We start from the raw sequence: 26,056 nt of genomic DNA on the forward strand, positions 1-26,056 counted from the left end.
TGGGTCAGCCTGCCGATTTGCGCAGCCAGACCTTGTTGTCGTGGAAGGCCGCGCCCCCGATCGGGGCGACGGTGTCGGCGGCGGTGAGCACGTTGATGCCGCGTCCCCCGACATGGGCGCGATTGGGATGGATCGATTCGGCGATCAACACTCCGCGCCGGACTCCGTCGAACAGCCGGGCCGCAAGCGAGGTCTGTCCGCGCTCATTGCCGAGCGTGACGATGTCGCCGTCGACGATGCCGAGCGGGGCTGCATCCAGCGGATGGATCATGACGGAGGGGGCCCCTTCCCGCGCCTGCGACGATGGCGTCTCGTTGAAGGAGGTGTTGAGGAACGAGCGTGCGGGACTGGTTGCAAGCCGGAACGGATGCTGCTGATCGACCTCTTCGGTCACCGCCCAATGGTCGGGCAATGACGGCATGCGCTCCGGATTGCCCATGACGCGTCCGAATGGCGGATGAGCCCAGTCGGCCTTGAAGTGGAATTTGCCGTCCCTGTGCGCGAAGCCGTCGAGATAGTGCGACGTGCGGAAGTCCGGCTGAAGGTCACGCCAGACATCGGCCTCGAGCCCGGCGATATCGCCATGGCCGCTCTTCTTCAACGTCGCATCGATCAGCTCGCGCGGCGACATCTCGAAGCCCGGATGCACAGCCCGCAGCCGCCGCGCCAGGCCTTGCAGCACCTCGTGGTTGGAGCGGCACTCACCCGGTGGATCAATCAGCTTCGGTCCGACCGAGATGTGCTGATGGCCGCCGCCGTAATAGAGATCGTCATGCTCCATGAACATCGTGGCGGGCAGCACGATGTCCGCCATCTGCGCCGTCTCGGTCATGAACTGCTCGTGGACGGCGACGAAAAGGTCTTCGCGCGCAAATCCGTTGCGAACCAGCTCCTGCTCGGGCGCCACCGTCATCGGGTTGGTGTTCTGGATCAGCATCGCCTTGACTGGCGGGCCTCCACAGAGGGCCACCGCGTCTCCCGTCAGGATGCGCCCGATCTGGGACTGATCGAGGAAGCGGGTGGAATGATCCACGGCGTCATGGCCCTCGATGATCGACTCATCGAAGTGCCAAAGCGCGGCGTTGTTGAAGAAGGCCCCGCCTCCTTCGTACTGCCAGGCGCCCGTCACCGCGGGAATGCAGGATGCCGCATGCATCTGCGTGGCACCGTTCCTGCTACGGGTGAAGCCGTAACCCAGCCGGAAGAAGGTGCGCTTCGTCTCTCCGACCAGACGGGCGAACGCCTCGATCTCGGCCACGGGAACGCCAGAGATTTGCGATGCCCATTGCGGCGTCCGCGTCTGCAGATGCGCCTCGAGTTCCGCAGGGCAGTCCGTGTACTTCTCCATATAGGCGCGGTCGGCAAAGCCGTCGCGAAACAGCACGTGCATCACGCCGCAGGCAAAGGCGCCGTCGGTGCCCGGGCGCAGGATGATCTTGATGTCGGCCTGCTTCATCGTCTCATTGTCGTAGACATCGATCGCGGCGATCTTGGCGCCCCGCTCTTTTCGGGCGCGCGCGGCATGAGTCATGACATTGACCTGCGTGTTCACCGGGTTCGTGCCCCAGATCACGACCAGGTCCGAGAGCGCCATTTCCCGCGGATCGACGCCGGCGATCTTCCCGGTGCCGATGGCAAAGCCGATACGCGCGACATTGGCGCAGATCGTCGAGTAGAATCGCGAATACTTCTTCACATGGGTGAGACGATTGAGGCCGTCGCGCATCACGAGACCCATCGTGCCCGCGTAATAATACGGCCATACCGACTGAGCGCCAAAATCCCGCTCCGCCTGGAGAAACCGCTCCGCGATCTCGTCCAATGCCTCGTCCCAGGAGATGCGTGCAAAATGCCCTGATCCTTTCGGACCGACGCGACGCATCGGATGCATCAGCCTTTCAGGATGATGAATCCGCTCGGCATATCTCGCGACCTTGGCGCAAACCACGCCAGCCGTATAGGTCTGCCGTTTCGAGCCGCGAACGCGGCCGATCGTCTTCCGATCGAGCACTTCGACGTCGAGCGCGCAGGCGGACGGACAATCGTGCGGGCAGGTGGAATGGCGGATATCGACGCGGGTCTGCTGGTTCATGCCCGATTGGTAGCATCAAAGAATGCATCCGCCGAGAGCATTCGCGAGGCATTCGCATGAACAAGATTCGTACGTGTCTGCATCACCGCAGATCTGGTTCTGGACGCGGACAAGTCGCCGACGACGACGGCTGATCCGCCGTTAGGGGCGAGATGAAGACGGCAAGAAAAGACGATAGGCTTTGTTGCGTGCTCGTGTTTGCTGCCTGCGACGGTCTACACCGCAGCGCACCATCACGAGCCCTCAGCTGACGGCAATTTCGATTGCAAAGCGATTTTCATATATTAATATATCAGTTGAGGAAACGAAAATGTCCGGTCGCCCCCCGAGGAAATTGGCCGCAGCGCCACGGTCCGTGGTGGCCCGCATGCGCCGCAATGGTCGACCCCGCGGCGCGACAGCAGCGTCACGCATCTACACCGATCTCAGGTCGGAACTCGTGTCGCTCGTGCGCCTGCCGGGCGAACCGATTTCGGAAGCGCAGATCGCGACGGCCTATGGCGTCAGCAGAACACCGGTCCGCGAGGCCATTCTGAAGCTCTCGGACGAAGGGCTGGTCGAGATCTTTCCGCAGTCCGGCATCTTCGTCTCGCGCATTCCGGTCGCAGCACTCCCCGAGACCATCATCATCCGAAAGTCTCTCGAAGAGACCACCGCACGGATGGCGGCCGAGCATGCAACATCGAGCCAGTTGCTCAACCTGCATGCGACCCTCGAACGTCAGCGCGAGGCCTGCGCCGCAAAGGATCGCGAAGCCTTCCATCAGGCCGACGAGATGTTTCACGCTGGCATCGCCGAGGTCGCCGGCTATCCCGGTATCTGGAAGCTGATCGTTCAGGTCAAGGTTCACGTCGACCGCTATCGCCGCCTGACCTTGCCGCAGATCGGACGGATGGCCGAAGTGATCGCAGAGCACGAACCAATCCTTCAGGCCATCGAACGGCGCGATCCGGATCGTGCCCGGGCTGCCATGGCGAGTCATCTGGAACGCCTGCTCGACGACATCTCTGAAATTCAGACCAAGAATCCAGAGTATTTCGATCAACCAAGCTAGCGAGATGATCGCATCGAACCTTGCGGCGACACGATCACTTCGGCGGAGAGACGCCATGAAAAGACGCGATTTCATCAGACTGAGCGTGGGCTTTGCGGGCGTTGCAACGCTGCCGCCGATCTCGGCCGCCCTTGCGCAATCGAAGGCGGTGTTCAAGGCATCCGACGTTCAGCCGCCGGGGTATCCGACGGTTGCAGCAACAGAAAACCTCGGCAAGAAGCTTGCGGCGGCCACCAGCGGCAGGCTGTCGATCCAGATGTATCCGTCCGCTCAGCTCGGCGGCGAGAAAGAGACCATCGAGCAGACCCAGATCGGGGCGATCCAGATGCTGCGGGTCAGCGCCGGCGCGCTCGGCCCGATCGTCGATGACGTCAACGTCGTCAACATGCCCTTCCTGTTCAAGAGCATCGAACATTCGGAAAAGATGATGGACGGTCCGATCGGTCAGGACCTTCTGGACCGCGTCAGCGCCAATGCCAGCGCAAATCTCGTCGCACTCTGCTGGATGAATTCGGGTGCGCGCAGCATCTACAATACCAAGAAGCCCATCAGGACGGTGGAGGACGTGAAGGGGCTGAAGATTCGCGTGATCGGCAATCCCATCTTCATCGACATGATGAACGCGCTCGGCGGCAACGGCGTCGCGATGGGGTACGATCAGGTCTTCAGCGCGCTGCAGACCGGCGTGATCGACGGGGCCGAGAACAATCTACCGAGCTACGTCTTCAGCAATCACTACACGGCCGCGAAGTACTATTCGCTCACCCAGCATCTCGTCATTCCAGAAGTCCTCGCGTTCTCGAAGCGCGCCTGGGCGAACCTGTCGACCGACGACCAGACCTTGATCAAGAAGTTCGCACGCGAAGCACAGATGGAGGAACGCGAACTCTGGAAGGTCTACGAGCGGGAAGCGATGGAGAAGGCCAGGGCCGCCGGCTCCGAAATCGTCGAAATCGCCGACAAGGCGCCGTTCCAGAAGGCCGTAAAGCCGGTCTGGGACAAATACGGTCCGAAGCACCAAGAACTGATTAAGCGCATTCAGGACATCGCGTAGACCGCGCGCTCGGTTCGGACGATCGGGAGGCTTACGATGGCCGGACTCCATCTCCGGCGATGGATGCGCTGCATCTCGCCTGCGTCATCGCGGGCGTGACGGCGCTCGTGCTGATCTCAGCCCTCATCCTTTGGGCGGTCTTCACGCGCCTACGTCCTGAACAGCGCGACCTTCTGGCCCGAACCGATGGCCGTCCTGTTGTACTGGCGCCACCAAGCCACAACGCCGTCCTGTACTCGCTCGCGACCGGTGGGGCGTTCTCGATCAGCGCGCTGCTCATGGCGGGTATATTCCCGGGACTGCTGCTCGGCTTCTCGCGGATCCTGCTCTGTACCGTGTTCGCCTATCGCGAAGACCTTCCCCACAGCCGGCAGGTTCCAGCCAAGGATGCGGTCAAGATCACGATCGATCGCTGGCCGGATGCGGCCATCATCGGTTCAGCAGGACGCCGGAAAATGCCTCTCGGCCCCTACTCGTCCTCGTCTTGACCGGTCTCTGCCAATCCGCGTAGCGGCTCGGGATTCAGAAGAACGATCGCCCCGTGCTCGAGGCGGACCCAGTCCCGCGCGGCCCACGCACGCAATTGCTTGTTGATGCTCTCCCGCGTCATGCCGACCATTTCGCTGATCTCCTGCTGAGTGATGGCAATGGTGCGGCTCGCGGCATCCAGCTTGCGCTTGTCGGTCAGGCCGAGCAGTGCACTGGCAAGGCGGCGAGGAAGATCCTGAAGGATGACCTGCTCGACCTGGTCGCTGGTCCAGCGCAGCCGATCGCAAAGCAGCTCGATGAATTTCATTGCCAGCACCGGTTGGCTCTTCACGAACGGCAGGAATTCGCGCCGATCGATGACCAGTATCTCGCAATTCGTGTTGGCCGTTGCATCGGCTGTGCGTTCTCGTCCGTCGAGCACGGCGACCTCGCCGAATATCTCACCCGCGCTGATCAGGTTCAGGATGGCATTGCGGCCGTCGGGCGACGAGACACTGATTTTGACGGTGCCACTGATCACGGCATATAAGCTCGAGCCAGGATCGCCTTTTGAGAAGATGGTTGCACCGCGCTTGAGCGATGTCGGCTTGGCGTAGCGGCAGAGCTGATCGACCGCATCAGCCTCGAGCTCACGAAAAATCGGATGCTGACGCAGCACCGACAGTTTGCCGTTATTGGTAGGTCGGACGCTCGCCCGCTTTTCCTCAGTCACACCGCATCTCCCAGGCGTCCGAATACCGCCGCCCAAGGGAAATGTCCAAAGCTGGTGGCCAAGGCCCCGCGGATGTCAGGGGACTATGGACACGCCTACAGCCACCAGCAAAAACGATCCCTCGGACTTGCGACCACCGATCCTCGATTTCATTGCATCTCGGAATACGGCAGATCGGCGGATTGTCCAGGAAAATGCGGCGAACGCTCAACGGCGAAGCCATGTGCCAATCGACGCCGGAGGCGTTTACGCCGCCGGGACGGGCCCTGCATACATTGTGCAACGCGTGAGAGTCGTCCAGCCGCCCCGTCGGACCGGCAGCGCTACTCTTCTGAGCGCAAGATGCCGCAGCCCAAGGGCAGCCTGTACCTCACACCCGATGCCTTGTCTGTGAATCAGCCCAAAGCAGGACCGCAGCGAACCCGACAAAAACCCCCACAACTGCAAAGCTGACCATCATAGCGTCCAGCGGCATGTCTCTCTCCCCCTGTTCGAGTTTGAGACACAGTTCCCTATCGGCTGCGCGACAGTCCTTGATCCAGATCAATGCAATGCGGATTTCGCCCGCGATGTCAGGCAGCAGCCATTGCTTCAGCTCGCGCCGAGTCCCGAAGCGAGACGCCCCCGGGCAGGATCGCGATGATGCCCTCCCGTTCGAGCTTCGTGAACGTTCGACTGACGGTCTCGATGGTGAGCCCGAGATAGTCGGCGATATCCTGCCGACTCATCGGCAACGGTACCATGTTAGAGGCCCCCCGAAGCTCCACCAGCCGATCCCTCCAGCCAACGAGGAATGTCGCGACCTTCTCCTCGGCTGATCGGCGTCCGAGAAGTACCATGTGATCACGCGCCTGATTCAGCTCCTGCACGGCCAGTTCGTTCATCCGGCGCAGCAGATTCGGCTTGTCCTCGGCAAAGCGTCCGAACGGTCCCTTCGCGAACTGGCAGACGGTGACGGGACCGATCGCGTCAGCCGAAAATCCGTGCCGTTCCTCCGTCGTCATGCCGACGAAGTCGCCGGGCAGCGCAAATCCGACGATCTGCCTGCGTCCGTCGGGGAGAAGCTTGTAGAGCCTCATGACCCCATCCAATAAATTGTAGAAGCAGGACGACGTATCTTCTTGCGCGAAAACCGTCTCGCAGGTCGCAAAATGGGCTCGGCGGCTGAGGTGCTCGAATTCGCGCATCTCAAACTGGTCGAGCGACGCACAGACACTGAATCCCCGCACGGCACAATCGGCACAGGCCTGCCCGTGGAAATCGATTGCAACAAGAGACGTCTTCATACGAGGGCTCCGGTGGGCCAAGCGCAAAGCGAATGGTTGCATTCTAACGGACGCTCGAAGTTCCGATTGATTCAAATCAAACGAACCAACAATCCGGGCCCTATCGTGGCCGCCACTCCCAACACCAATGGATATCGTGAATGCAGCGGCTTGTTCTGTGCCACCTTCTCGCCGCCACGATGTTGGCGACACCGTCATACGCAGCGTCGACAGCAGAGCAACGCGGACAGGCTTTCGCGAAGGCCCACTGCGCACGATGTCACGCCATCGGTCGAACGGGAGAGAGCCCCTTCGAACCGGCCCCTCCGTTCCGCAGCCTGCATCTCCGCTACCCGATCGAATCGTTGGGCGAAGCGCTCGCGGAGGGGATCATGACTGGTCACCCGGCCATGCCCCAATTCCAGCTCGCGCCGCCGCAGATCCACGATCTGCTCTCGTATTTGAAGAGCTTGGAATAGCCCCGTCGATTCAGAGCGCCTGTATCGTCCAGGTCAAAATCGATTTGGCAATCCGGCCGAAGGCCTCGTCGAAGGCGGACACGGCATCAGCAGGATCAAGCCGGGCAACGGGCTGGTTTTCGTCAAACAGCCGAGACGCGATGGCCTTGCCGTTCTTGTCGACGAGGCGAGCCGACAGGCCGATCTCCACCGCGGCGGTATCGGCATTGATCCGGAAACGGCGGACATCAATCAGCAGCTGAAAATCCGGCTGGCCCAGATCGGATGTCCGCAGCGGAGCGTGGGCCACATCGTAATTCTCGAAGGCATCGATCAGACGTGATTGCAACAACTTGGGGATGCTGTCAGCCCACAGGAAATCACCGAACCCCGGGTAATCCTTTGTTGGCGTGAATAGCATGCGCTGAGTCTGCAGCATCGCCACGGCCGTGGGCTCAGGTATCGCAAGCTGCCCCTTGATGGTCTTGTTGACCGGCCCCAGTTCTCGCGGCGCGCTCAGATCATAGGTGACTTTCTGTGCTGGAGCACCGCCTCCCGTCATTTTCTCCAGACCCGAGACGATTCCATCGAGCTTGCCGGTATTCCGCGCAAGGCCGTCTGAGAATGTCTTGAGGTTGGCGATCGTATCTTTGAGCGGCCCTGAATTCTCCGCAAGAACTGCATCGACACGCCGCAGGGCGTCCCGGGCGGCCTGCGTCATGCTTTGTCCGGCGCCCGGTTCTGCAATCAAGGTCGATACGGCACTCGCCGCTCCTGCCGACGCGCCACCCTCCAGCGCGATCACCGGCACTCCTGTCAGCCCCTGAAATTCCAACCCTACTTTGGTGTCGGCGCGCACGGGAGTCGTCGACGCCACGGAAATCGTTGCGTTGACCCGACGCGGATCGTTCGCCGCCAGGCCGAGCTCGGTCACCTCGCCGACCCGGATTCCATTGAACAGAACGGCAGCCCCGACCAGCAGGCCGGGCACCGAGCCCTCGAACTGCACGTGATAGGTCGTGCGAGGACCGAGTCCTCCGGTGTTGTTGAGCCAGTAAACGAAGCCAAAGATTGCGACGATGGCCGCCAGCACGAAGCCGCCGATGACAGCGAAGGGTGCACGGGTTTCCATCTTTCAACTCGCTTTTGGTTGCAGCATCTGGGATCGCTTGCCGTGAAAATAGGCTTTGACCCATGGATGTTCTGATCGGAGGAGGTCGCTCATAGGACCAATCGCCACGATCCTGCCATCGGCCAACGCAGCGACACGGTCGCAGACCGTGTTGAGGCTGGCGAGGTCATGGGTCACCATAAACACCGTCAATCCCAACGTCAGCTGGAGCGTCTTGATCAGGGCATCGAAGTCGCCGGCGGAAATCGGATCGAGGCCGGAGGTCGGCTCGTCAAGAAATACGATCGCCGGATCGAGAGCGAGGGCGCGCGCCAGCGCCGCGCGCTTCGTCATGCCACCGGATAGCTCGGCTGGGAATTTATCACCGTCCTCTGCGCGAAGGCCGACCATTTCGAGCTTGGCTATCGCGATCTCATCCATCAACTCCTGCGACATCTGCAGGCTCTCGCGCAGCGGAAACTGAACGTTCTGCTTGACCGTCAGTGACGAGAACAGAGCTCCCTGCTGGAACAGAATTCCCCAGCGCTTCGCTGCCGCCTGCGTCGTCCGCTCCTCGGCGCTCCCAAGGGTTGTCCCCATGACCTCGATAGACCCGCTGCGCCGAGGAATGAGCCCGATGATCGTCCGCATCAGGACGGATTTTCCGCCGCCTGACGCGCCTACCAACCCGAGAATCTCACCGCGACGAACGTCGAGCGAAAGATCGTTCAGAACGAGCTGCCGGCCGAACCCGACAACGAGATCGGTCACGCGGATCGCGCTGGACACGCCAAGATCATCCATTGCTACATTCCAATGGACGCAAAGAACACGGCGAAAAGACCATCGAGCACGATGACCAGGAAAATGGATTTCACCACGGATGTCGTAGTCTGTTGCCCCAGCGATTCGGCACTACCTTTCACACGAAGTCCCTCACTGCAGGCAACAATGCCGATCACCAAGGCCATGAACGGCGCCTTCAATATTCCCACTTCGAAGTGCGTCACCGAGATGGCATCGTGTAACCGGGCGATGAAGATTGCCGGTCCCATGCCGCCATAGAGCTGGGCCACCAGCCCTCCTCCATACAGGCCAGCCATCGAGCCAATGAAGGCGAGAATTGGCAAGGTCAAGATCAACGCAACGATACGGGGCAGGATCAGCACCTCGACAGGATCAAGTCCCATCGTCACCAGCGCATCGATCTCCTCGCGCATCTTCATCGATCCAAGCTCGGCCGTGTAGGCGCTTCCCGACCGTCCTGCCACCATGATCGCGACGATCAGAACGCCAAGCTCGCGCAGGACCAGAATTCCGACCATGTCGACGACGTAAGACTCGGCACCGAAACGTCGAAAATGGAAGATCCCCTGCTGGGCAATGATGGCGCCGATCAGGAAAGTGATCAACACCACGATTGGAATGGCCTGCCATCCGATGCGGTACATCTGATAGACGAGGGAGGTCACGCGCAGAGATCGCGGCCGGCGCAGCGTCCGCAGCAGCGCAAAGAACAGCGCGGCCAACATGTCCAGAAACACCTTGATATCCTGGGCGGCCCCCAGACTCGAACGACCGAGGTCGGTGAGTTTGGCAAGGATCGGGTTCAGTCTCGGTGCCGGCGCGACGGCTCGCCGATTGACCTGCCGGACCTCCTCGACGAGGCCGATGTAGTTTTCTGCCACCCCGGTCGTCTCGACCCGCCGACCGCCAACAGCAGCCCGGCGGCCGAGCTTCTCAAGCAACCAAGCCCCCACGGTATCGATTTCGCTGACGGCTCCAAGATCAAGCTTCACCGCAGTCGCGCTGTTGATGCTGTTGCCGACAGAGCTGGTCAAGCTCTCGAGCTCTGCCACGTTCAGGGACACCCATGATCCGCTCGGACGAAGCTCGAGCACATCCTCCGTCGTCGCGGCGGTAAGTCCCGGATGAGCACGCAATTGGATGTCTCCCTCATTCGGCGTGCCGAGGCACACCCGTTCCTAAATCGCGCCGATCTGCCTCGCTTGATCTGCGTCAATCCCGTCAGCGCAACGGGTTGAGCGAAATCAAGCATCGTGCCGAGCTACGTTCTACAGTGATTTTGACCCGAGGACAAAACATGGCCATCGACCCGACGACGCTCCGGACCGAGTTGGAGAGCCTGACGCGCGAGCTAAGCCAGCTGTTGCGGGGCGCGGGTGCGCCGCGTGACAACCCGGACGCGCAACCAGCTGCCGGAATGCTCGCTGCAGCGATCGAGGGGCTAGACATGCGTCTAAGTGAGACCGACGTTCAGGTGGAGCGGATGATCAGGGATCGTCCGATCGCGGCGACAGCTTCGGCCTTCGCCTTCGGGCTCGCGGTTGGCCTCCTGCTGCGGAGAACTTAAGTGGATACCGAAAATGTCGTTAAACATTTGCGCCTTCTCTGGCGGACGGACCGGGTCATTGCCGACATCAGGCTCCGGCATCTGCTCGTCGGACTCGGCCTCCGGGCCTTTGCGGCGCTGATCGCCGTCTTTGGCCTCCTGATGTTCGAGCTGGCGGCCTACCTTGCGTTGGTCCAGATCACCTCTGCAGTCGTGGCAGCCGCAGCACTCGGAGCCTGCAATATCGCGATTGCGGCGATCCTCCTGATCATCGCATCCCGTGCACCGTCCGGCCGGGAACTCGAACTAGCCAACGAGATTCACTCCTCGGCGATGGACTCGCTGCAGTTGGAAGCACGAGCTTTGCAGTCCCGGATCTCGAGCGTGGTCAACCATCCGATCAACAGCCTCATTCCGCTGCTCATCGTTCCCATTGCGACGATGATCATCAGAACTCTCCGCTCGCATGGCGCCTCCGAAGGCGAGGCGGCGAGGCCACCGTCCAATGACGACCACCATCCGACCTGAACCGATGGATCCGGTGAGAGGACACCAAACACCTAAGCTTAGAGCCTGAGTTTGACATTGCAAAGGTCGCGCTCGGTTGGATCGGTTCTGACCTCGAAACCGAGGTTCCTACACATCTCCAGCATGACGACATTCTCCTGCAGGACGTCACCGGAGATCATCTTCAGGCCCTCCGACTTGGCATATTCGATGATCAGCTGCATCAATGCCCAGCCGAGTCCGCGTCCCTTGAGATCCGACCGCAACAGGATTGCGTACTCCCCGCTCTCGTAAACCGAGTCGGAGTGAATCCTCACGACGCCGACCAGTTCGTTTGTCGCTTCATCGAGCGCCACAAAAGCCATCGCGCGCGCATAGTCGAGCTGCGTCAGGCGCGCGATGAACTCGTGCGTGAACTCCTTCATGGGGGCAAAGAATCGAAGACGCAGGTCTTCCGGAGTGACATGCTTGAGGAACTCATGAATGGTTGGCTCATCCTCGGGTCGGATCGGCCGCGCAAGGATCCGCCAGCCGTCCTTGACCTGGAGATGCCGTTCCCATTGGCTCGGATAGGGCCGAACGGCGAAATTCGACGGACCAGAGCCTTTGAATTTCGGCGGAACCCTGCCGACGGCGACGCGCGCATCGACGGCCATGACGCCGCTCTCGTCGGCGAGCAGCGGATTGATATCGAGTTCGCGAATCTCGGGAACGTCTGCTGCAAGCTGCGCAAGCTTGACCAGCACCAGTGCGACTGCATCGGGCTTGACCGCGGGGACATCACGATAAGCGCGCAGCAATCGTGAGACGCGCGTCCGCTCGATGAGGTTTCGCGCCAGATGGAGATCGAGCGGAGGCAGACCGAGCGCCTTGTCGTTGATGATCTCGACGGCGGTACCGCCCCTGCCGAACACGATCACGGTTCCGAAGATCGGATCGTCGGCAATGCCCATGATCAGCTCCCGCGCCTTGGCGCGGACGATCATGGCTTGCACGATCACGCCGGAAATCCGTGCGTCGGGCCGAAGGGCCTTCGCGCGGGCCATGATCTCGTTCGCCGCGTTACGCACGGCCTCGGCCGTGGTGAGATTGAGCACGACACCGCCGACGTCGGATTTGTGAATGATATCTCTCGACAGAATCTTGAGAACGACAGTTGTGCCTTGAGCGAACAACTGTTCCGCATACCCGACCGCCTCGTCGACCGCGGACGCAGCGAACGTCGGCACCATCGCAATATCGTAGGCCTCCAGCAGGTGGCTGATCTCGACCGGATCGAGCCAGGCCCGCCCGTCGGCGAGGGCTGTCGCTACGATTCTGCGGGCGGCCTCGACGTCGGGCGCAAAAGAGCTCGGCATGGCCGGCGGGACAGCGGCGAGCGATTCGACCACCTCCCGATGACGAACGAGATGCATGAAGCCGCGAACGGCATCATCCTCGGTCGGGTAGTTTGGAATTCCTGCCCCGCTCAAGGTCTCGATGACCGGCTGCTCCGCACCGACCCATGCCGCCAGAACCGGCTTTGCCCAGCGCCGGTGCTGCTTTCGATAGGTACTGACGAACTCGGTGACAGCCGTGGCAATGGCGCTCGCGGATGCAATCGCGGTCTGAACGTTCATGACGAGAATTGCATCGTTGGCTTGATCGGCGAGCAGCGCTTCGAGCGCGAGCGTGTAACGTGCGGCATCGGCATCGCCGACGATGTCGACCGGGTTGGATCCGGACCAGGTCGGCGGCAGGATGGCGTCAAGTTTGTCGTGGACGACCGGCGAAAGTGCGGCAGGCACGCCTCCGAGCTCGACCAGTCGATCCACCGCCAGCACGCCGATCCCGCCGCCATTCGTGAGAATGGCTAGCCTCTTGCCCATGGGCGACTCCACCCGCCCCAGCGTTTCGGCGCAGTCGAACAACTCGCGCAGATCGGAGACCCGCAGAACGCCGGCCCGGCGAAAAGCCGCATCGTAGACGGCATCCGCTCCCGCCAGCGCGCCCGTATGCGTCGCCGCAGCTTGCGCACCGACGGCACCGCGGCCCGACTTCACGACCACAACCGGCTTGACCCTCGCCGCCGCTCGCGCCGCGGACATGAACTTTCGCGCGTCCTTGACGGCTTCGATGTAGAGCAGGATCGCGCGGGTCCCACCGTCCAACGCGAAGTGGTCCAGAAGATCTGCGAGGTCGACGTCCAACTGATCGCCGATCGAGACGATTCCAGAAAACCCAACACCGCGCTGAGCAGCCCAATCTACCATCCCCGCCGCAATAGCGCCGGACTGGGAGATGAGCGCCAGGCTCCCTGCAACCGGCATGTGCGCCGAAAAGCTCGCATTGAGCTTGATGGTCGGCATCATGATGCCGAGACAGTTCGGCCCGATGAGACGCATGCCGTATTTCTGCGCCGCCTTCTCGGCCTGATCGGCGAGCGACCCCTCACCGTGCCCGAGACCCGAGGTAATGATCAGAGCCCCTGCCGTTCCCAACGCCCCTGCGCGCTCAATGAGATCCGGGATCGAGGGGGGCGGCGTCGTGATCACAACCAGTTCCGGCACGAACGCCAGTTCGGCGAGGCTGCCAACGGCTGCGATATTGGATATTTCCCGATAGCGAGAATTGACAAGGCCAAGCTTGCCCTCGAACCGCGCCTTGACGATATTGTCGAGAATGGCCTTCCCTACCGAGTTCGGTCGCGGACTTCCTCCGATCAGAGCGATGGAGCGTGGCAAAAGCAGGTTCCGCATTCGGTAGGTCGACATTTGCACGTCCAACATCAGTCGGTGAAAGGCGGGTGAATCCCGGAGACTGATCTTAGTTTCAATCCGCAGCCGGTCTAGCGCGACTTATCATCCCAGCATGGTGACGGATGCAACCCCGCTGCGTTCCCTGACTGCACCTGCCGGTTCTGCTCGGTAGGCCGCAGTATTCGGACCAAGTCCTTGATGAGCATCAAACGATTGCCGGGCTGATTATCTTATTACCCTTCAAATTCGTCCGGGAGGCTCTCCGATGCGAGCGATGGTTCTGCGAAAGCCTGGAGCGCCTCTGCAGCCCGAGACACTCGCGGACCCCGATCCTGGTCCCGGTGAGATCCGCGTCAAGATCGGGGCATGCGGCGTGTGTCGCACTGACCTGCATGTGTACGACGGTGAGCTTCCCGACATCCGGTATCCGCTCATCCCCGGACACGAGATCGTCGGTCATGTCGATCAGATTGGTCCTGGTGTGACGACGCACAGGCTCGGCGAACGCGTCGGAATTCCATGGCTGGGGCATACATGCGGCCATTGCGCGTTCTGCGCACGTGGTATGGAAAATCTCTGCGACCAGCCGACGTTTACCGGCTATACGCGCGATGGCGGCTATGCGACCCACACCGTCGTCGACGCAAATTATGCATTCCCGCTCGATGGTCTGGAGGATGACATCGCCACCGCACCACTGTTGTGCGCCGGCCTGATCGGCTGGCGATCCCTGGTCATGGCAGGGGAAGCCGAGAGGCTTGGCATCTACGGATTCGGCGCGGCGGGTCACATCGTTGCCCAGGTGGCCCGCTGGCAGGGGCGTCAGATCTATGCGTTCACCCGCGAGCACGACGAGGCTGCGCAGGATCTGGCTCGCCAACTTGGCGCCACATGGGCCGGAGCGGCGGGCCAGCGTCCCGATGTTGCTCTGGACGCGGCCATCATCTACGCGCCAGCTGGCGAGCTTGTTCCGGCCGCTCTGCGGGCTGTTCGGAAGGGTGGCCGGGTGGTCTGCGCAGGTATCCATATGAGCGACATTCCGACGTTTCCCTATTCCCTTCTCTGGGGAGAACGCCAAGTGGTGTCCGTCGCCAACCTGACGCGACAGGACGGTCTCGATTTCCTGCAGGTCGCGCAGCAGGCTCAGATACGGACCCATACGACGCCCTATCCGCTGTCCGACGCAAATGACGTTCTGGCCCGCCTGAGGCGGGGTGACGTCGTCGGCGCGGCGGTGCTTATCCCGGACTTTTGAAGTGAATGTGGTAACCCCGCCCATGGCATCACCATCCGATCAGGAACTGGTCTTCTCCTTCTTGGGCAATACCACCCGACATCCAGGTGTCCGCCGGATCGACACGCACGCGGCTTCAGTGTTTCTGATCGGCGACCGCGCTCTGAAGATCAAGCGCGCCGTTCGGCTGCCATTTCTGGACTATTCGACGCTCGATCGGCGCAAGGCAGCGTGCGCGAAGGAAATGGAGATGAATCACCCGTTTGCTCCAGACATCTATCGGCGTGTCGTCGCCATCACCAAGGCGCCAGACGGATCATTCGAAGTCGATGGATCCGGCACTCCGGTCGAATATGCCGTCGAGATGCGTCGCTTCGATGACAGCCGGACACTCGATCACCTCGCTCGCCACCAGCAATTGGAGATCGGCTTGGGCGAACGTCTGGCGGAGACGATTGCGGCGTCGCATGCCGTGGCCACCCGGATGCCGTCCAACGCGTGGACGCAGTCGCTTCCAGTCTGGATCGACGCGTTCGTCGCCAGCTTTCGAAACGTCCCACTATTTGACGCTACGCAGATCGAAGAACTCCGCGCTCTTTGCCACTCGGCCTTCACACGGCTCTGTCCCCTGCTCGAGCAACGCGCAAAAGAGGGGCACGTGAAGCGCTGCCACGGCGACCTCCATCTCGCAAATATCGTTCTCATCGACGACAAGCCGGTGCTGTTTGACGCCATCGAGTTCGACGACCGGATAGCCACGATCGACGTCCTCTACGATCTCGCGTTTCCATTGATGGACCTCTTGCACTTCGGGCAGTCGATCGCCGCCAACCATCTCTTGAATCGCTACCTCTCGATCGCTGCGCCCGACCAGACCGGTGGATTGGCTGCTCTGCCTCTGTTCATGGCGATCCGGGCCGCTATCCGTGCGCAAGTCTTTCTTGCAAGGCTCGACCGCAGTGATGCCGAACACTCGGAGGCAGACCGCTCTGCGACCATCGGGATCGCAGAGAGCTACTTCCAACTTGCGCGCAGCCTCATTCGGCCGGCGGAGCCGAGGGTGGTCGCCGTCGGCGGATTATCGGGAACGGGAAAATCTGCGCTCGCCCGGGCTCTGGCTCCCCTCTTGGCTCCTCCACCGGGAGCAATCGTGTTGCGCAGCGACGTGCTGCGCAAGCAACTATCCGGCGTGAAGGAAACCGAACGCCTCCCAGCTGCGGCCTATACGCCGGCATCGAGTGCACAGGTCTATCGAGAGTTGACGACGCAGGCCGGCCGCGTGCTCTCACAAGGCTTCACGGTGATCGTCGACGCCGTGTTTGCACGTTCGGATGAACGACAGGCGATCCATGATCTCGCGAACCGGCTGAAGGTGCCCTTTGCCGGCCTCTTCCTCGTCGCAGATTTGCGCAGCCGGCAGGAGCGGATCCACCATCGAGTCGACGATGCGTCCGATGCAACGGTTGGAATTGCCGAAGATCAGGAACGCTACGACATCGGCGCCCTGGATTGGCTCCGGGTGGATGCGTCGGGCACGGCCGAGACGACACTGGAACGAAGCCGATCATTGCTCCGGATCGGCACCTGAGTCCGGTGGAATAACGCTGCCTGACCGCCACAAGCGGCGACTACGTGTGCACGTAGTCGCCCGGCGCGTCTCCGAGATCATTTGAACGATCTGCCCCGAGTTGCGGCGGCGCGCCCGGTGCACCCGACTGCTGTCCAAGCCACGCCGTCCACGCCGGCCACCATGACCCCTCCAGTTTTGGCGAGGTGCTCTGCCACTCGTCCGGCCCGAGATATGGCGCGTCGGCTGCCTTGGTCCGCATCTGATGGGAGCGCCCCTGCTCGCCCGGCGGCGCCACGATGCCGGCATTGTGGCCGCCGCTCGCGAGCACGAAAGTGACGTCGGCGTCAACCTCGTAGTGGACCTTGTAAGTCGACTTCCAGGGCGCAACGTGATCACGCAGGGTCCCGACCACGAACATCGGCGTGTGGATGTCCGAGAGCGAAACGGGTTTCCCCTCGACCCGATATCGCCCCTCGGCGAGATCGTTGTTCAGGAACAGCTTGCGCAGATACTCGGAGTGCATCCGATACGGCAGCCGCGTCGCATCTGCGTTCCATGCCATCAAGTCGCTCGGATTCGCGCGCTCACCGAGAAGATAGTCGCGCGAGACACGCGACCAGATCAGATCGTTGGAGCGCAGCAATTGAAATGCGCCCGCCATCTGCGTGGTGTCGAGATATCCACGCTCCCACATCATGTCTTCGAGAAAGGCGACCTGGCTTTCATTGATGAAGAGCGTCAGCTCTCCCGCTTCGGTGAAATCGGTCTGCGCCGCAAACAGCGTGATCGTCTTCAGACGCTGGTCACCGTCCCGTGCCATGGCCGCCGCCGTGATCGAAAGAAGCGTTCCGCCGAGACAATAGCCTGCGGCATGAACCGGCGTATTCGGAATGATCGTTCCGATCATCTCCAGGGCCGCCATGACGCCCAGCGAGCGGTAGTCGTCAAACGCAAGATCCCGGTCTTCCGCGCCGGGGTTTCGCCAGGAGATCATGAAAACCGTAAAGCCTTGGTCGGTCAGGTATCGGACCAGCGAATTGTGCGGCGATAGATCCAGGATGTAATATTTCATGATCCAAGCCGGTACGATCAGGACCGGCTCTGGTCGCACCTTCTCGGTCGTCGGCAGGTATTGAATCAGCTCAATCAACTGATTGCGAAGCACAACCTTGCCCGGTGCGGTCGCGACGGTCTTGCCGGCGACGAACTCACCATTGCTCGATATCTTTCCGGGCTGCATTACCTGCATGATATCGGCGAGCCAGTTCTGCCAGCCGAAGATCAGGTTCTCTCCACCGCTTTGAAACGTCTTTTCCAAGACTTCCGGGTTGGTCGCGGCAAAGTTCGATGGTGCGAAGATGTCGAGCAGTTGACGAATTGAAAAGTCGACGACGGCTTCGTTGGCGGGGTCGACGCCACGAATGCCGGTCGTCGCCTTGTGCCACCAATCTTCCCCGAGCAGGAACGCCTGGGCGAACAAGTTGAACGGGTACGTCGCCCATTGCGGCGTGGAAAAGCGATGATCGTTCGCCTGCGGTTTGATCAGGTCCCAAGGACCACGATTCGGGTCTGCAAAATGCAGGGACCGTTCAGCGACCTGCTTTGCGCCGTACCAGGCATCTCGAACGATTTCGATCTGGCGCTGAGGTGCAGCGGCCAGATGACAAGCCCAATCCAGATACGCCATTGATAGAGCGGCCGGGGAAATTCCGCCGGTGAGCCGAGCCAGCATCGCGCTGAAGGCCTTGTCCAGCTCGTGATCCTCGCGTCGAAGCTCGCCGGAGCTCGCGTCGGCTTCGCGGGAGAGCAACTTTGCGTCGGATGCGGCGAGCGCAGCAGCCGGCTTCAAAGAGGTCCCTGCAGAGACAACGGCACTGCTTCGGTCGTTGTCGGTCGTTCCTTCGCGTTCCCGTTCGGGACGCGACACACCCGCACTCTTCAGTTTCGCCACCGTTGCCCCATAAGATTCACGCTGGCATCAATCAGGCGCTGCCCGTGCTTGAAAAGTCGATCGCAATCACGCCTGACGAAATCAATCTGATGCCGTCCACATTCCTGAACCATCGCCTGGATTCCCGTCACGGAATGCACGCCGGCCAGCTTCGACACGAACTCGGCCAGCAGATGCGTCTCCGTACGCGCGCGATCCAGCACTTCGTTGCTGGCAAACAGAATCTCCTCCATGATGATCTGCTGGGAACCAACGAGCAGCTCAAGTGCGTGCTTGTTGGAGAGAGCGACACGTTCGGACAGTTCGGCCGTTTCGTCGGCCAGGATCTTGGTCCCGGAGAACTCGGACATGGGCACCTCTCCTCTCGCTGGATCAGAAGGCCGTATAGCTGCAATTCAAAGCCAAGACCTTGAGCTGCGTCAATGACGGCGGCGGCACCTGCTTTGACCTGCGTCAATTCAAGACCGTGGCAGCGGGTTACTTTTTCTTAGCTTTTGACATTGGAGTTCGCCATGCGCGCCCATCAGATCATGACCCGCCCCGTCATCACCGTCACCCCTGACACTTCCATCGTGGATGCGGCAAATATCATGCTTCAACGGCACGTCAGCGGCCTTCCAGTGGTCGATCCCGGCGGAAAGCTGGTGGGCGTCGTCTCGGAAGGCGATTTCATCCGCCGAACGGAGATCGGCACCGGGCGAAAGCGCGGCCGCTGGCTGCGATTCATTCTCGGGCCCGGAAAGTCGGCGGCCGACTTCGTCCACGAGCATGGTCGCAAAGTGTCAGAGGTGATGACCAAGTCTCCCTTGACGATCACCGAGGACGCCGCGCTGGCTGAGATCGTGGAACTGATGGAAAAGAACCACGTGAAACGGTTGCCCGTGGTCAAGGGAGACCGAGTGATCGGCATCGTGTCACGGGCGAACCTGCTGCAAGCGGTCGCCGCGCTCGGGCGGCAGGTTCCGGATCCAACGGCCGACGACGATCACATCCGCAACCGCGTGATCGACGCCCTCGAGAAGAACGACTGGTGCCCGTTCGGATTGTCCGTCATCGTTAAGGACGGCATCGTTCACCTGAGCGGCGTCATTACCGAAGAGCGATCGCGGCAGGCGGCAATCGTTGCCACCGAGAACATCTCTGGCGTCAAGAAGGTGCATGATCATCTGTGCTGGGTCGACACCATGTCGGGCATGTACCTGAACTCACCGGAAGACGATGAGATGGCCAAAGCCGGCTGATGGCTGCTGAGGACGCTGCCGCTCCTCCGTGTCCGGCACCAGTGACGATGCCCTCAGGCTCCCGGATTGTTGCGTCCGAACGTCCCTACCCGACGCAGGGCTTCGATCTCCTGCTCGGTGTACCCAAGCCTGTGGCGCAGGATTGCGGCCGTATGCTCACCGAGCCGCGGCGCCGCCGTCGGCTCGACGGTTGGTGTGAGCTTCATGGTGATTGCAGGCTCGACGTTGGGTATCGAGCCTGCTGTCGGGTGCGGAATACGACAGGTGCGGTCGCGCATCCGGACCTCGGCCGCGTTGAACGCCTGCTCGACTGTTCGAACGCGTCCAACCGGAACTCCAGCCTGGTTCATCCGGGATATCCAGACATCCATCCGTTCCGTGGCAAGGATATCGGCGATGAGGCCGCGCAGTTGCGTACGGTTGACCCATCGCGCCCTTCGCGTGGCAAAGCGAGGATCGCTCAGGAGATCCGGACGACCAAGCACCTCAGTCGACAGCCGGCGGTAGAGCCGATCGTTGGCACATGCGATGTAGAGCGGGCCATCTGACGCTTCAAAGACGCCGACCGTCGGAGAGTCGTTCGGCGAATTTCCCGTTCGCGTGGGGTTCACGCCATTCATCAAATACGCCATTCCGGAGAAGCCTGTCATCGCCAACGCGATGTCAAACAGCGCCACCTCGACGTGCTGCCCGCGACCGAGCCGCTGCCGGGCGGCAAGTGCCAACAGGATGGCATTGCAGGCGGACATGCCGGTGGCCAGATCAACGATCGGAGGACCGGTCCGCACCGGCGGACCGTCGGCGAAACCGTTGAGGGACATGAACCCGCTTTCGGCCTGGGTGATCGGATCGAACCCTGATCGCCACGCGAATGGACCGGAGCGTCCGTAAGCCGAGATCGAGCAATAGATCAGCCCGGGATTGGTGCTGGACAATGCCTGATAGTCCAGCCCGAACTTCTCCATGACGGACGACGAGAAATTCTCCACGACGATGTCGGCCTTGGCGATCAGCGCACGCGCGACGTCTCTGGCCTGCGGGATCGTGAGATCCAACACCATGCCGCGCTTGTTCCGATTGAGGCTGAGGAACGCAGCGCTCTCTCCGCCGAGCTCGGCGTGCTCGTATGCCCGGGTATCGTCCCCCGTGAGCGGCTGCTCGATCTTGATGACCTCGGCGCCGAAATCGGCCAGCGTCTGTGTGCACGCGGGCCCTGCGACGACACGTGTGAAGTCGATCACCAGCAGACCAGCCAGCGCGGTCGGCGCGTCAGGCGACCGTGGCGCACGCTCTGGCAGGGTGACCTCGGCCGGCATCCCAGAGTCCTTCCCGCGGCTTTGATCGTCTGAAGCGATCTTCCATTCACTGCCGGGCGCGGCTTGCCTCCAACGTCCGACAACGCATGGTTAGCTCAACGGCGGCCGCAAAAAAAGCCTGGGTCGGAGCTGTCGAGCCAGCCTAGTTCTGCTGCAGCGCAATGCAATCTGCAGCAGCGCAATGCAATCTGCATAAGTCGTCGGTCGACAGCTCACCGCCGGATCATCTTGCGCCAATAAAGCGAGTTCCCCCAGGCCCAGGGCCGGCCCGGTTGGAACAACACATATCCGCACCGAATGAAATTGTTCGCGGAAACGATGTTGCAGGTCGTGTCCGAAACGATGCAATCCAGTCCCGAGCGGCGCGCGCGCAGCTCGATCGCACGCATCAGCCGCCGCTGCAGGCCGTAACCACACCGCTCTTGGAGAACACCAACCCTCGAAAGGTAGGCGATGCCTTTGCCGAGGGATGACGGCGTCATTCCGGCGAAGGCAACGGGCCGTCCGAGCTCGGTCGATATCCACCATTGTCCGCTCTCGAAATCAGGCAGAGGCGCGCAATCGAGGAATGTGCGCGCATGGAGCTCCTTCAAGGTGTCGAGAACGTCAGGCTCGCAAGCGTCGACCTCCCTGATGCGGAAGCGGCGGTCTCGCCGTAAGGTCCTGGCTGGCACGGCATTACCTTCCGAGCACGACTTTGATGCCGAGCCAGATCGCACCGATCAGACCTGTCGCGATGACCGTGATGACGGCCTTGAACGTGTAGCTCTGAGCCTGCTCCACGCTCTTGCGCCAGCGCCGCAGGTGCTGGAAATCGGCTCTCAGCTCCTTCCGATCCTCCTCCTCGATGCCGAACGAGGTGAGAATGGTCGCGATCGCCCTCATCACGACGGCATCGATCTCGTCGCGCTGAAGCTGACTCTGCTTGGCCAGGGTCTCGGCGACGACGGCCGTGATTTCGTCATGGGTGATGTTCATCGTCTGATGATCCTCGCTACATTTTCGAAGCCGCGCTTGGCAAAATAGAAGGAGATGACGAGATTCGCGGTCGTCGACGCGAAGCCCGCGAGCGGATCCGTCGAGCCGAGCCCGAGCACCTTGTCCCACACCAGCAGCTTGGCAAAGTAGATCGAGACGCAGTAGCCGATGAGCTTGTCCGGCTCGTACCAGCAGCCGATTTCGGCCGCACGCAGCCGGAGCTGCGCGTCGCTTTCGGAGACCTGCGCGGCGATCTCCGTCGCCGCCAGGTCTGCCGCGATCTTGGCATCCGCGTTGCCTGCCCTCAGCTTCGCCTGGTAGGCATCGATCAGCCCCTTGATCACCGGCCCGCCCAGGAATCCCAGAATGCTCATCCACATGTCACGACGCCCTCTTGAGCGAGCGCAGCCGTGCCAGAATCGTGATCAGCGAGATCGCGAGAAAAATCCGGCCGACGGCACGGGTATCGCCGATGGCGGCACTGATCTGATCTTTCAGGCTCGGGTCTCCGAGCGCGTCACTGACGTTGTCGGCGATCGACAGCAGAAACCCGATGACCGCCAGCGCGTAACCCCAGGCGATCGTCAGCGAATGACGACACGCGGCCTTGACTTTCGTCCACATGATGAATCCTTTCCGAAAAAAATGCGGAGACGACGCCGCCGGCCCTGCGCGAGCCGCGCTCGGCGCCCTGCAATAGTTGAATTTTGTCCGAGGCCCGCCCGTCCGTCGGTACACCGACGGGGAGCACGAGGATTGCGCCGGTCAGCGATCGCCGAGAATGCGTTTCACCAGAGCAGCAAAAAGGGCCCCAATGGAGCCCTTTGCCGGATGTCTGATTGATGCGGAAGCCGACGTCGGAGGCCCCTTGTCGGGTGGCCGTTCCGCCCCCACAAGACCGGGCGGGAAGCTGATGGTCGCATCGATCTCCATCATGGCCTTGAGCATCCCGGCGCAACCCGGCTGCCGGTCGACGGCCTGGGGATCGTAGACGCCGTCGCGGACATACTTGCCGGCACGATATTGATCGGTTCCGGCCCAGACATAGGGTGACGGCACGCCCCGGCGTGCATAACCGAGCCCATTATACTGCTCGAGAAGCGTCAAGGCGCCGCCAATCGACCAGTCCTGCCACCGCGCCGCATGCGGCGCGCAATTGACGAGCGCGTCAACCGCAGCGTCCTCCCACGAGGCGAACGGTCCTCGTCCCGCAGGCACATGGACCGACACCCGGTCCCAGGGATCCCCCTGCGCCAGCGACCGGGACCAGCTCTGTGACGATTCGCGCTCGTGGATGACGGCGATGATCGGCCAGGGGACACCGGTCACGGCCTCGACCACCTGGTAGCGTCTCCGGGCGGCAACAAGGCGGCGGGCTGTGGCGTCGAATGAGCGGGTTGGCTTGCTCCTATCCCACCGGCGGGCATTGGTATTGAGTATAGGCTTCAGGTCCATCAGGGAGCGTCCCTTCATGAAAAACGCCGCTAAGGATAGCGGCTTCCGTCTTGCTACACATGGGGTTGCGTGATTGTGTCACTCACATGCCTCAGCGCCGGGCAAGTCGCCACCTTAGAAACGCGTAGGAGCCACCTTGGTCATTCCAGATCGCAAGCCGTATCTCGACGGTCTACGCGGGGTGGCAGCCGTGGTTGTCTTCATTGGCCACCTGCTTCTCTCTCTTTTCGACGCCTTCTGGATCTTCAACGGTCGCGCGGCTGTCTGTATTTTCTTCGTCCTGAGCGGATACGTACTGGCCGATATGATTGACCGCTCAAAAATGAGCCTACCGGCGCACGTTTTGCGACGCTATGTTCGCTTGGCTGGCCCCATGCTCCTTACATCAGCGTTTGCCTGGGGACTTCCAGCAGTCGGCGCCTATCGAAATGCTCAAGCCGCTGCGGTCACGGGATCGCAATGGCTCGCACTTTGGTACCAGTTCGAGCCGTCGTTCAGCACCATGGTATGGGAGGCTGTTTACGGCGCATTCATCACCGGCACGTCCGCTTACAACTCGAATCTTTGGACGATGCGTCCGGAGTTGATTGGCAGCCTCTTCGTATTCGTTATCGGCTCTTTCTCGGCAACGAGAATGTGGCGGGCCATCTTTTACATCGCCATGGCCATCTGGTTCTGGTCGGACTACTTGATGCTTTTCTCGGTGGGGGCGCTATTTTTCGACTTTCACTCCGAACTTTGCCGACTGATGAAGTCGACTGTAGTACGTGTGGCATCACTTATAGCTGGGCTGCTCTTTTTCATTGCGACTGAACGAGTGCTGAATCGCTTGAATTTTCCTCACATAGATATGATGAAATGGCAGATGCTTTCAGCAGTCTTGATCGTAGCCGTGGTTCTAACTTGGCCGTTTGTGCAGCGCTTGATCGGCGGCGCGATAGGCCGGACGTTGGGCCGCATTTCGTTCACACTTTACCTGATCCATCTCCCGATCATCTGCAGTATGACGAGCTGGCTCGTCATCAAGCTCCCGCCCACCGTTGCTATCCTGGCTTCCGTTACCCTGACCATCGTCTGCGTTTTCGGCGCTTCCCTTCTGCTCTGCCGGCTGGTTGATGAATGGCCAACGATGATTTCCCGAGTCGCAGGAACCACCGTCGACGCTATTGTCAAGTCGGCACGAGATAGCTTTAGGCAGCGCTACACCGCGATCATGGACTAGCATTGCCACCGTGCTTGGCCGCACCCACTACACATCACATCAGATAACCCGCATGATGCGATTGCAGAGAATAGTAGGTTGAACGAGGTTATGAGATAGTCCGCCTGTATTGTTCGAGGTCACATTGATAGGGTTGGCTCCTGAGAGCGAGTTAACGCCTGCCCAGCTTGCGCTGCTAGAGTTAGCAGAATAGGGCCCGCCAGAGCCGAACGCGGCGACGCCCCCCTGGACATTCACCGCGGCCGTCGTAACGGGAATTCCCGTAAGCCCGTTTTGTGATTGAACTGTGATGTTGTTCGATCCACCGGACGTAATGCCCGTCGGCAACTCCGAAAGTGTCAGAGTATGCACATCTTCTCCTCCAGCTCCACCCAGGCTATGGCGAACACCAGCTAGTGCTCCTGACGCCAGCCGGTTGGCCGAAGATCCGCCCATGTTGTCTAGGCAGGCCGTCGCACGGCCGCGGAGGTCCGGCAAGTTGAAGGTGGTTGACCCGTCACCCGAACCGTAGCTGATGCCAATCAGCGCAAACAGGGTGGCGTAAGTCGTGCGGCTGATCGCTTGGCCGTAGGGGAAGGCAAAAGAGCTGTTCGGGCTGCTTCCCGCCCAATATTCGAGCGTTGCCCCGAGAGGAATATTGTACGGATTGCCGTAAAATCCGTGCAGGTAGAAGGTGCTATCCGTGTGATTGTACAGAGCAACGTAGGGCGTCCCCTGGATGATCGTCCCGGGCAGGAGATCGGCATTAGGTGCACTGCGTAGCGGCTTCGGGCCCAGCGAGTCGACGTTGAGCGTCACCGGCGCACCATTGGTGACGTGCGGCGTGAACGCAATGATCTGGCCGTTGAGATGCGGCAGCGAATCGAATTGCTGGTTGCTCGTTACGGCGTAGGCGGAGCTCGTGCCGCTCGTTGCGATCGCGCCCGCGATGTCGTCGCGATATTTTGCGGTCGCCGCCATCATGGCCCGAGCGGAGTCGTTGATGCTCGACGGGACCTGTCCTTCGGACCAGTTGATCGTTGGATCGGCCGTGGCATCCGCCGATGCGGTCTGCGACCATCGATAGAGTGTCATTCTGCTTCTCACATAGAAATGGCAGCCGCGCGGGCTGCAGGGGCCGGTTTGTGGCTGTTCGATGCGGGGATCGCGGCACGTGCCCGATGATCGATCACGCATCCATGGCTAGGTCTCTCGCCGTAGCGTCAGATATTGCTCGCAGGCACAGGACGGCGCCCTGGCGATCAGCAGATTGCGGA

At 61.2% G+C, this 26,056-nt stretch carries 26 protein-coding genes; 10 read left to right on the plus strand and 16 right to left on the minus strand.

Annotated features, from left to right (window positions below):
* Positions 1-4: 4 nt before the first annotated feature.
* Entirely contained in the window at positions 5-2,092 is a 2,088-nt protein-coding gene (locus ACQR2C_RS00350) for a molybdopterin oxidoreductase family protein (protein ID WP_315803581.1), read from the minus strand.
* A gap of 367 nt (positions 2,093-2,459) precedes the next feature.
* Here ACQR2C_RS00350 and ACQR2C_RS00355 point away from each other — a divergent pair, with 367 nt between their 5' ends.
* The 3 genes from ACQR2C_RS00355 to ACQR2C_RS00365 are packed head-to-tail and all read left to right on the plus strand — an operon-like array spanning position 2,460 to position 4,688.
* Positions 2,460-3,146, plus strand: coding sequence for a GntR family transcriptional regulator (locus ACQR2C_RS00355; protein ID WP_316180167.1), 687 nt, complete (start codon positions 2,460-2,462; stop codon positions 3,144-3,146).
* Between the two features lie 55 nt (positions 3,147-3,201).
* Complete coding sequence (locus tag ACQR2C_RS00360) at positions 3,202-4,200, plus strand: TRAP transporter substrate-binding protein (protein WP_316216919.1); 999 nt, start codon at positions 3,202-3,204, stop codon at positions 4,198-4,200.
* Between the two features lie 59 nt (positions 4,201-4,259).
* A complete protein-coding gene (locus ACQR2C_RS00365) occupies positions 4,260-4,688 on the plus strand; it encodes a TRAP transporter large permease subunit (protein WP_434880194.1) in 429 nt (142 codons plus the stop codon).
* Here the strand turns inward: ACQR2C_RS00365 and ACQR2C_RS00370 are convergent.
* The gene (locus ACQR2C_RS00370; protein WP_315803585.1) at positions 4,670-5,401 is read right to left on the minus strand and encodes a Crp/Fnr family transcriptional regulator; all 732 of its coding nucleotides are present in this window, start codon (positions 5,399-5,401) and stop codon (positions 4,670-4,672) included. The two genes, ACQR2C_RS00365 and ACQR2C_RS00370, sit on opposite strands and share 19 nt — an antisense overlap.
* Positions 5,402-5,973: 572 nt before the next feature.
* A complete protein-coding gene (locus ACQR2C_RS00375; RefSeq protein WP_315803586.1) occupies positions 5,974-6,687 on the minus strand; it encodes a helix-turn-helix domain-containing protein in 714 nt (237 codons plus the stop codon).
* 140 nt (positions 6,688-6,827) lie between these two features.
* Between ACQR2C_RS00375 and ACQR2C_RS00380 the strand changes: the two genes are divergently transcribed.
* On the plus strand, positions 6,828-7,145 hold the full coding sequence (locus ACQR2C_RS00380) for a c-type cytochrome (protein WP_315803587.1): 318 nt from the start codon (positions 6,828-6,830) through the stop codon (positions 7,143-7,145).
* Positions 7,146-7,155: 10 nt separating this feature from the next.
* Here ACQR2C_RS00380 and ACQR2C_RS00385 read toward each other — a convergent pair whose 3' ends face one another.
* Genes ACQR2C_RS00385 through ACQR2C_RS00395 form a run of 3 tightly spaced genes read right to left on the minus strand, consistent with a single transcriptional unit; the run spans position 7,156 to position 10,178 of the window.
* A complete protein-coding gene (locus ACQR2C_RS00385) occupies positions 7,156-8,256 on the minus strand; it encodes an ABC-type transport auxiliary lipoprotein family protein (RefSeq protein WP_434880195.1) in 1,101 nt (366 codons plus the stop codon).
* A 3-nt stretch (positions 8,257-8,259) separates the two neighbouring features.
* Positions 8,260-9,039, minus strand: coding sequence for an ABC transporter ATP-binding protein (locus ACQR2C_RS00390; protein WP_315803589.1), 780 nt, complete (start codon positions 9,037-9,039; stop codon positions 8,260-8,262).
* A gap of 2 nt (positions 9,040-9,041) precedes the next feature.
* A complete protein-coding gene (locus ACQR2C_RS00395) occupies positions 9,042-10,178 on the minus strand; it encodes an MlaE family ABC transporter permease (RefSeq protein WP_315803590.1) in 1,137 nt (378 codons plus the stop codon).
* Between the two features lie 161 nt (positions 10,179-10,339).
* On the opposite strand from ACQR2C_RS00395, the gene ACQR2C_RS00400 reads away from it, so the two are divergent.
* Together ACQR2C_RS00400 and ACQR2C_RS00405 are read left to right on the plus strand one after the other, a co-directional pair.
* Positions 10,340-10,609, plus strand: coding sequence for a hypothetical protein (locus tag ACQR2C_RS00400; RefSeq protein WP_315803591.1), 270 nt, complete (start codon positions 10,340-10,342; stop codon positions 10,607-10,609).
* Positions 10,610-11,116: a phage holin family protein gene (locus ACQR2C_RS00405; protein ID WP_434872603.1), complete on the plus strand. Its 507-nt coding sequence runs from the start codon at positions 10,610-10,612 to the stop codon at positions 11,114-11,116.
* Between the two features lie 38 nt (positions 11,117-11,154).
* Here the strand turns inward: ACQR2C_RS00405 and ACQR2C_RS00410 are convergent, their stop codons facing one another.
* Positions 11,155-13,848, minus strand: coding sequence for a bifunctional acetate--CoA ligase family protein/GNAT family N-acetyltransferase (locus ACQR2C_RS00410; protein ID WP_434880196.1), 2,694 nt, complete (start codon positions 13,846-13,848; stop codon positions 11,155-11,157).
* 250 nt (positions 13,849-14,098) lie between these two features.
* On the opposite strand from ACQR2C_RS00410, the gene ACQR2C_RS00415 reads away from it, so the two are divergent.
* Both ACQR2C_RS00415 and ACQR2C_RS00420 read left to right on the plus strand, forming a co-directional pair.
* On the plus strand, positions 14,099-15,088 hold the full coding sequence (locus tag ACQR2C_RS00415) for a zinc-dependent alcohol dehydrogenase family protein (RefSeq protein ID WP_434880197.1): 990 nt from the start codon (positions 14,099-14,101) through the stop codon (positions 15,086-15,088).
* Positions 15,089-15,110: 22 nt separating this feature from the next.
* The gene (locus ACQR2C_RS00420) at positions 15,111-16,655 is read left to right on the plus strand and encodes an AAA family ATPase (protein WP_316216924.1); all 1,545 of its coding nucleotides are present in this window, start codon (positions 15,111-15,113) and stop codon (positions 16,653-16,655) included.
* Positions 16,656-16,695: 40 nt separating this feature from the next.
* Here the strand turns inward: ACQR2C_RS00420 and ACQR2C_RS00425 are convergent, their stop codons facing one another.
* A complete protein-coding gene (locus ACQR2C_RS00425) occupies positions 16,696-18,369 on the minus strand; it encodes a PHA/PHB synthase family protein (RefSeq protein ID WP_434880468.1) in 1,674 nt (557 codons plus the stop codon).
* 206 nt (positions 18,370-18,575) lie between these two features.
* Positions 18,576-18,938 carry a hypothetical protein gene (locus ACQR2C_RS00430; RefSeq protein WP_315803596.1) on the minus strand — a complete coding sequence of 121 codons (363 nt, stop codon included), beginning with the start codon at positions 18,936-18,938 and terminating at the stop codon, positions 18,576-18,578.
* 162 nt (positions 18,939-19,100) lie between these two features.
* Between ACQR2C_RS00430 and ACQR2C_RS00435 the strand changes: the two genes are divergently transcribed.
* Positions 19,101-19,829, plus strand: a complete 729-nt coding sequence (locus ACQR2C_RS00435; protein ID WP_315753506.1) for a CBS domain-containing protein — start codon at positions 19,101-19,103, stop codon at positions 19,827-19,829.
* 53 nt (positions 19,830-19,882) lie between these two features.
* Here ACQR2C_RS00435 and ACQR2C_RS00440 read toward each other — a convergent pair whose 3' ends face one another.
* From ACQR2C_RS00440 to ACQR2C_RS00465, 6 genes are all read right to left on the minus strand, one after another.
* Complete coding sequence (locus ACQR2C_RS00440) at positions 19,883-21,145, minus strand: CaiB/BaiF CoA transferase family protein (protein WP_434880198.1); 1,263 nt, start codon at positions 21,143-21,145, stop codon at positions 19,883-19,885.
* Between the two features lie 212 nt (positions 21,146-21,357).
* Positions 21,358-21,819, minus strand: coding sequence for a GNAT family N-acetyltransferase (locus ACQR2C_RS00445; protein ID WP_316180036.1), 462 nt, complete (start codon positions 21,817-21,819; stop codon positions 21,358-21,360).
* 4 nt (positions 21,820-21,823) lie between these two features.
* Positions 21,824-22,123, minus strand: coding sequence for a hypothetical protein (locus ACQR2C_RS00450; protein WP_316216926.1), 300 nt, complete (start codon positions 22,121-22,123; stop codon positions 21,824-21,826).
* Entirely contained in the window at positions 22,120-22,503 is a 384-nt protein-coding gene (locus ACQR2C_RS00455) for a hypothetical protein (RefSeq protein ID WP_315739049.1), read from the minus strand. Before ACQR2C_RS00455 ends, ACQR2C_RS00450 begins: the two co-directional genes overlap by 4 nt.
* A 1-nt stretch (position 22,504) precedes the next feature.
* The gene (locus tag ACQR2C_RS00460; RefSeq protein WP_316216927.1) at positions 22,505-22,747 is read right to left on the minus strand and encodes a hypothetical protein; all 243 of its coding nucleotides are present in this window, start codon (positions 22,745-22,747) and stop codon (positions 22,505-22,507) included.
* A gap of 141 nt (positions 22,748-22,888) precedes the next feature.
* Positions 22,889-23,578, minus strand: coding sequence for a hypothetical protein (locus ACQR2C_RS00465; protein WP_434880199.1), 690 nt, complete (start codon positions 23,576-23,578; stop codon positions 22,889-22,891).
* A 136-nt stretch (positions 23,579-23,714) separates the two neighbouring features.
* Here ACQR2C_RS00465 and ACQR2C_RS00470 point away from each other — a divergent pair, with 136 nt between their 5' ends.
* On the plus strand, positions 23,715-24,800 hold the full coding sequence (locus tag ACQR2C_RS00470; protein WP_434880200.1) for an acyltransferase family protein: 1,086 nt from the start codon (positions 23,715-23,717) through the stop codon (positions 24,798-24,800).
* A 39-nt stretch (positions 24,801-24,839) separates the two neighbouring features.
* On the opposite strand, the gene ACQR2C_RS00475 is transcribed toward ACQR2C_RS00470, so the two are convergent.
* Entirely contained in the window at positions 24,840-25,874 is a 1,035-nt protein-coding gene (locus tag ACQR2C_RS00475) for a phage tail protein (RefSeq protein ID WP_434880201.1), read from the minus strand.
* Positions 25,875-26,056: the final 182 nt, after the last annotated feature.

The organism is Bradyrhizobium sp. HKCCYLRH3061, from assembly GCF_051168015.1.
In the GTDB taxonomy this organism is placed as follows: Bacteria; Pseudomonadota; Alphaproteobacteria; order Rhizobiales; family Xanthobacteraceae; genus Bradyrhizobium.

Bases quoted from the DNA above. Each gene is read 5' to 3' on its own strand.
- ACQR2C_RS00440 (WP_434880198.1), bottom strand. From the start codon at position 21,145: ATGCCGGCCGAGGTCACCCTGCCAGAGCGTGCGCCACGGTCGCCTGAC.
- ACQR2C_RS00400 (WP_315803591.1), top strand. From the start codon at position 10,340: ATGGCCATCGACCCGACGACGCTCCGGACCGAGTTGGAGAGCCTGACG.
- ACQR2C_RS00430 (WP_315803596.1), bottom strand. From the start codon at position 18,938: ATGTCCGAGTTCTCCGGGACCAAGATCCTGGCCGACGAAACGGCCGAA.
- ACQR2C_RS00360 (WP_316216919.1), top strand. From the start codon at position 3,202: ATGAAAAGACGCGATTTCATCAGACTGAGCGTGGGCTTTGCGGGCGTT.
- ACQR2C_RS00385 (WP_434880195.1), bottom strand. From the start codon at position 8,256: ATGGAAACCCGTGCACCCTTCGCTGTCATCGGCGGCTTCGTGCTGGCG.
- ACQR2C_RS00415 (WP_434880197.1), top strand. From the start codon at position 14,099: ATGCGAGCGATGGTTCTGCGAAAGCCTGGAGCGCCTCTGCAGCCCGAG.
- ACQR2C_RS00420 (WP_316216924.1), top strand. From the start codon at position 15,111: ATGGCATCACCATCCGATCAGGAACTGGTCTTCTCCTTCTTGGGCAAT.
- ACQR2C_RS00475 (WP_434880201.1), bottom strand. From the start codon at position 25,874: ATGACACTCTATCGATGGTCGCAGACCGCATCGGCGGATGCCACGGCC.
- ACQR2C_RS00375 (WP_315803586.1), bottom strand. From the start codon at position 6,687: ATGAAGACGTCTCTTGTTGCAATCGATTTCCACGGGCAGGCCTGTGCC.
- ACQR2C_RS00450 (WP_316216926.1), bottom strand. From the start codon at position 22,123: ATGAACATCACCCATGACGAAATCACGGCCGTCGTCGCCGAGACCCTG.
- ACQR2C_RS00425 (WP_434880468.1), bottom strand. From the start codon at position 18,369: ATGCTGGCTCGGCTCACCGGCGGAATTTCCCCGGCCGCTCTATCAATG.
- ACQR2C_RS00390 (WP_315803589.1), bottom strand. From the start codon at position 9,039: ATGGATGATCTTGGCGTGTCCAGCGCGATCCGCGTGACCGATCTCGTT.
- ACQR2C_RS00365 (WP_434880194.1), top strand. From the start codon at position 4,260: ATGGATGCGCTGCATCTCGCCTGCGTCATCGCGGGCGTGACGGCGCTC.
- ACQR2C_RS00460 (WP_316216927.1), bottom strand. From the start codon at position 22,747: ATGTGGACGAAAGTCAAGGCCGCGTGTCGTCATTCGCTGACGATCGCC.
- ACQR2C_RS00355 (WP_316180167.1), top strand. From the start codon at position 2,460: ATGCGCCGCAATGGTCGACCCCGCGGCGCGACAGCAGCGTCACGCATC.
- ACQR2C_RS00465 (WP_434880199.1), bottom strand. From the start codon at position 23,578: ATGGACCTGAAGCCTATACTCAATACCAATGCCCGCCGGTGGGATAGG.
- ACQR2C_RS00410 (WP_434880196.1), bottom strand. From the start codon at position 13,848: ATGTCGACCTACCGAATGCGGAACCTGCTTTTGCCACGCTCCATCGCT.
- ACQR2C_RS00350 (WP_315803581.1), bottom strand. From the start codon at position 2,092: ATGAACCAGCAGACCCGCGTCGATATCCGCCATTCCACCTGCCCGCAC.
- ACQR2C_RS00435 (WP_315753506.1), top strand. From the start codon at position 19,101: ATGCGCGCCCATCAGATCATGACCCGCCCCGTCATCACCGTCACCCCT.
- ACQR2C_RS00380 (WP_315803587.1), top strand. From the start codon at position 6,828: ATGCAGCGGCTTGTTCTGTGCCACCTTCTCGCCGCCACGATGTTGGCG.
- ACQR2C_RS00455 (WP_315739049.1), bottom strand. From the start codon at position 22,503: ATGTGGATGAGCATTCTGGGATTCCTGGGCGGGCCGGTGATCAAGGGG.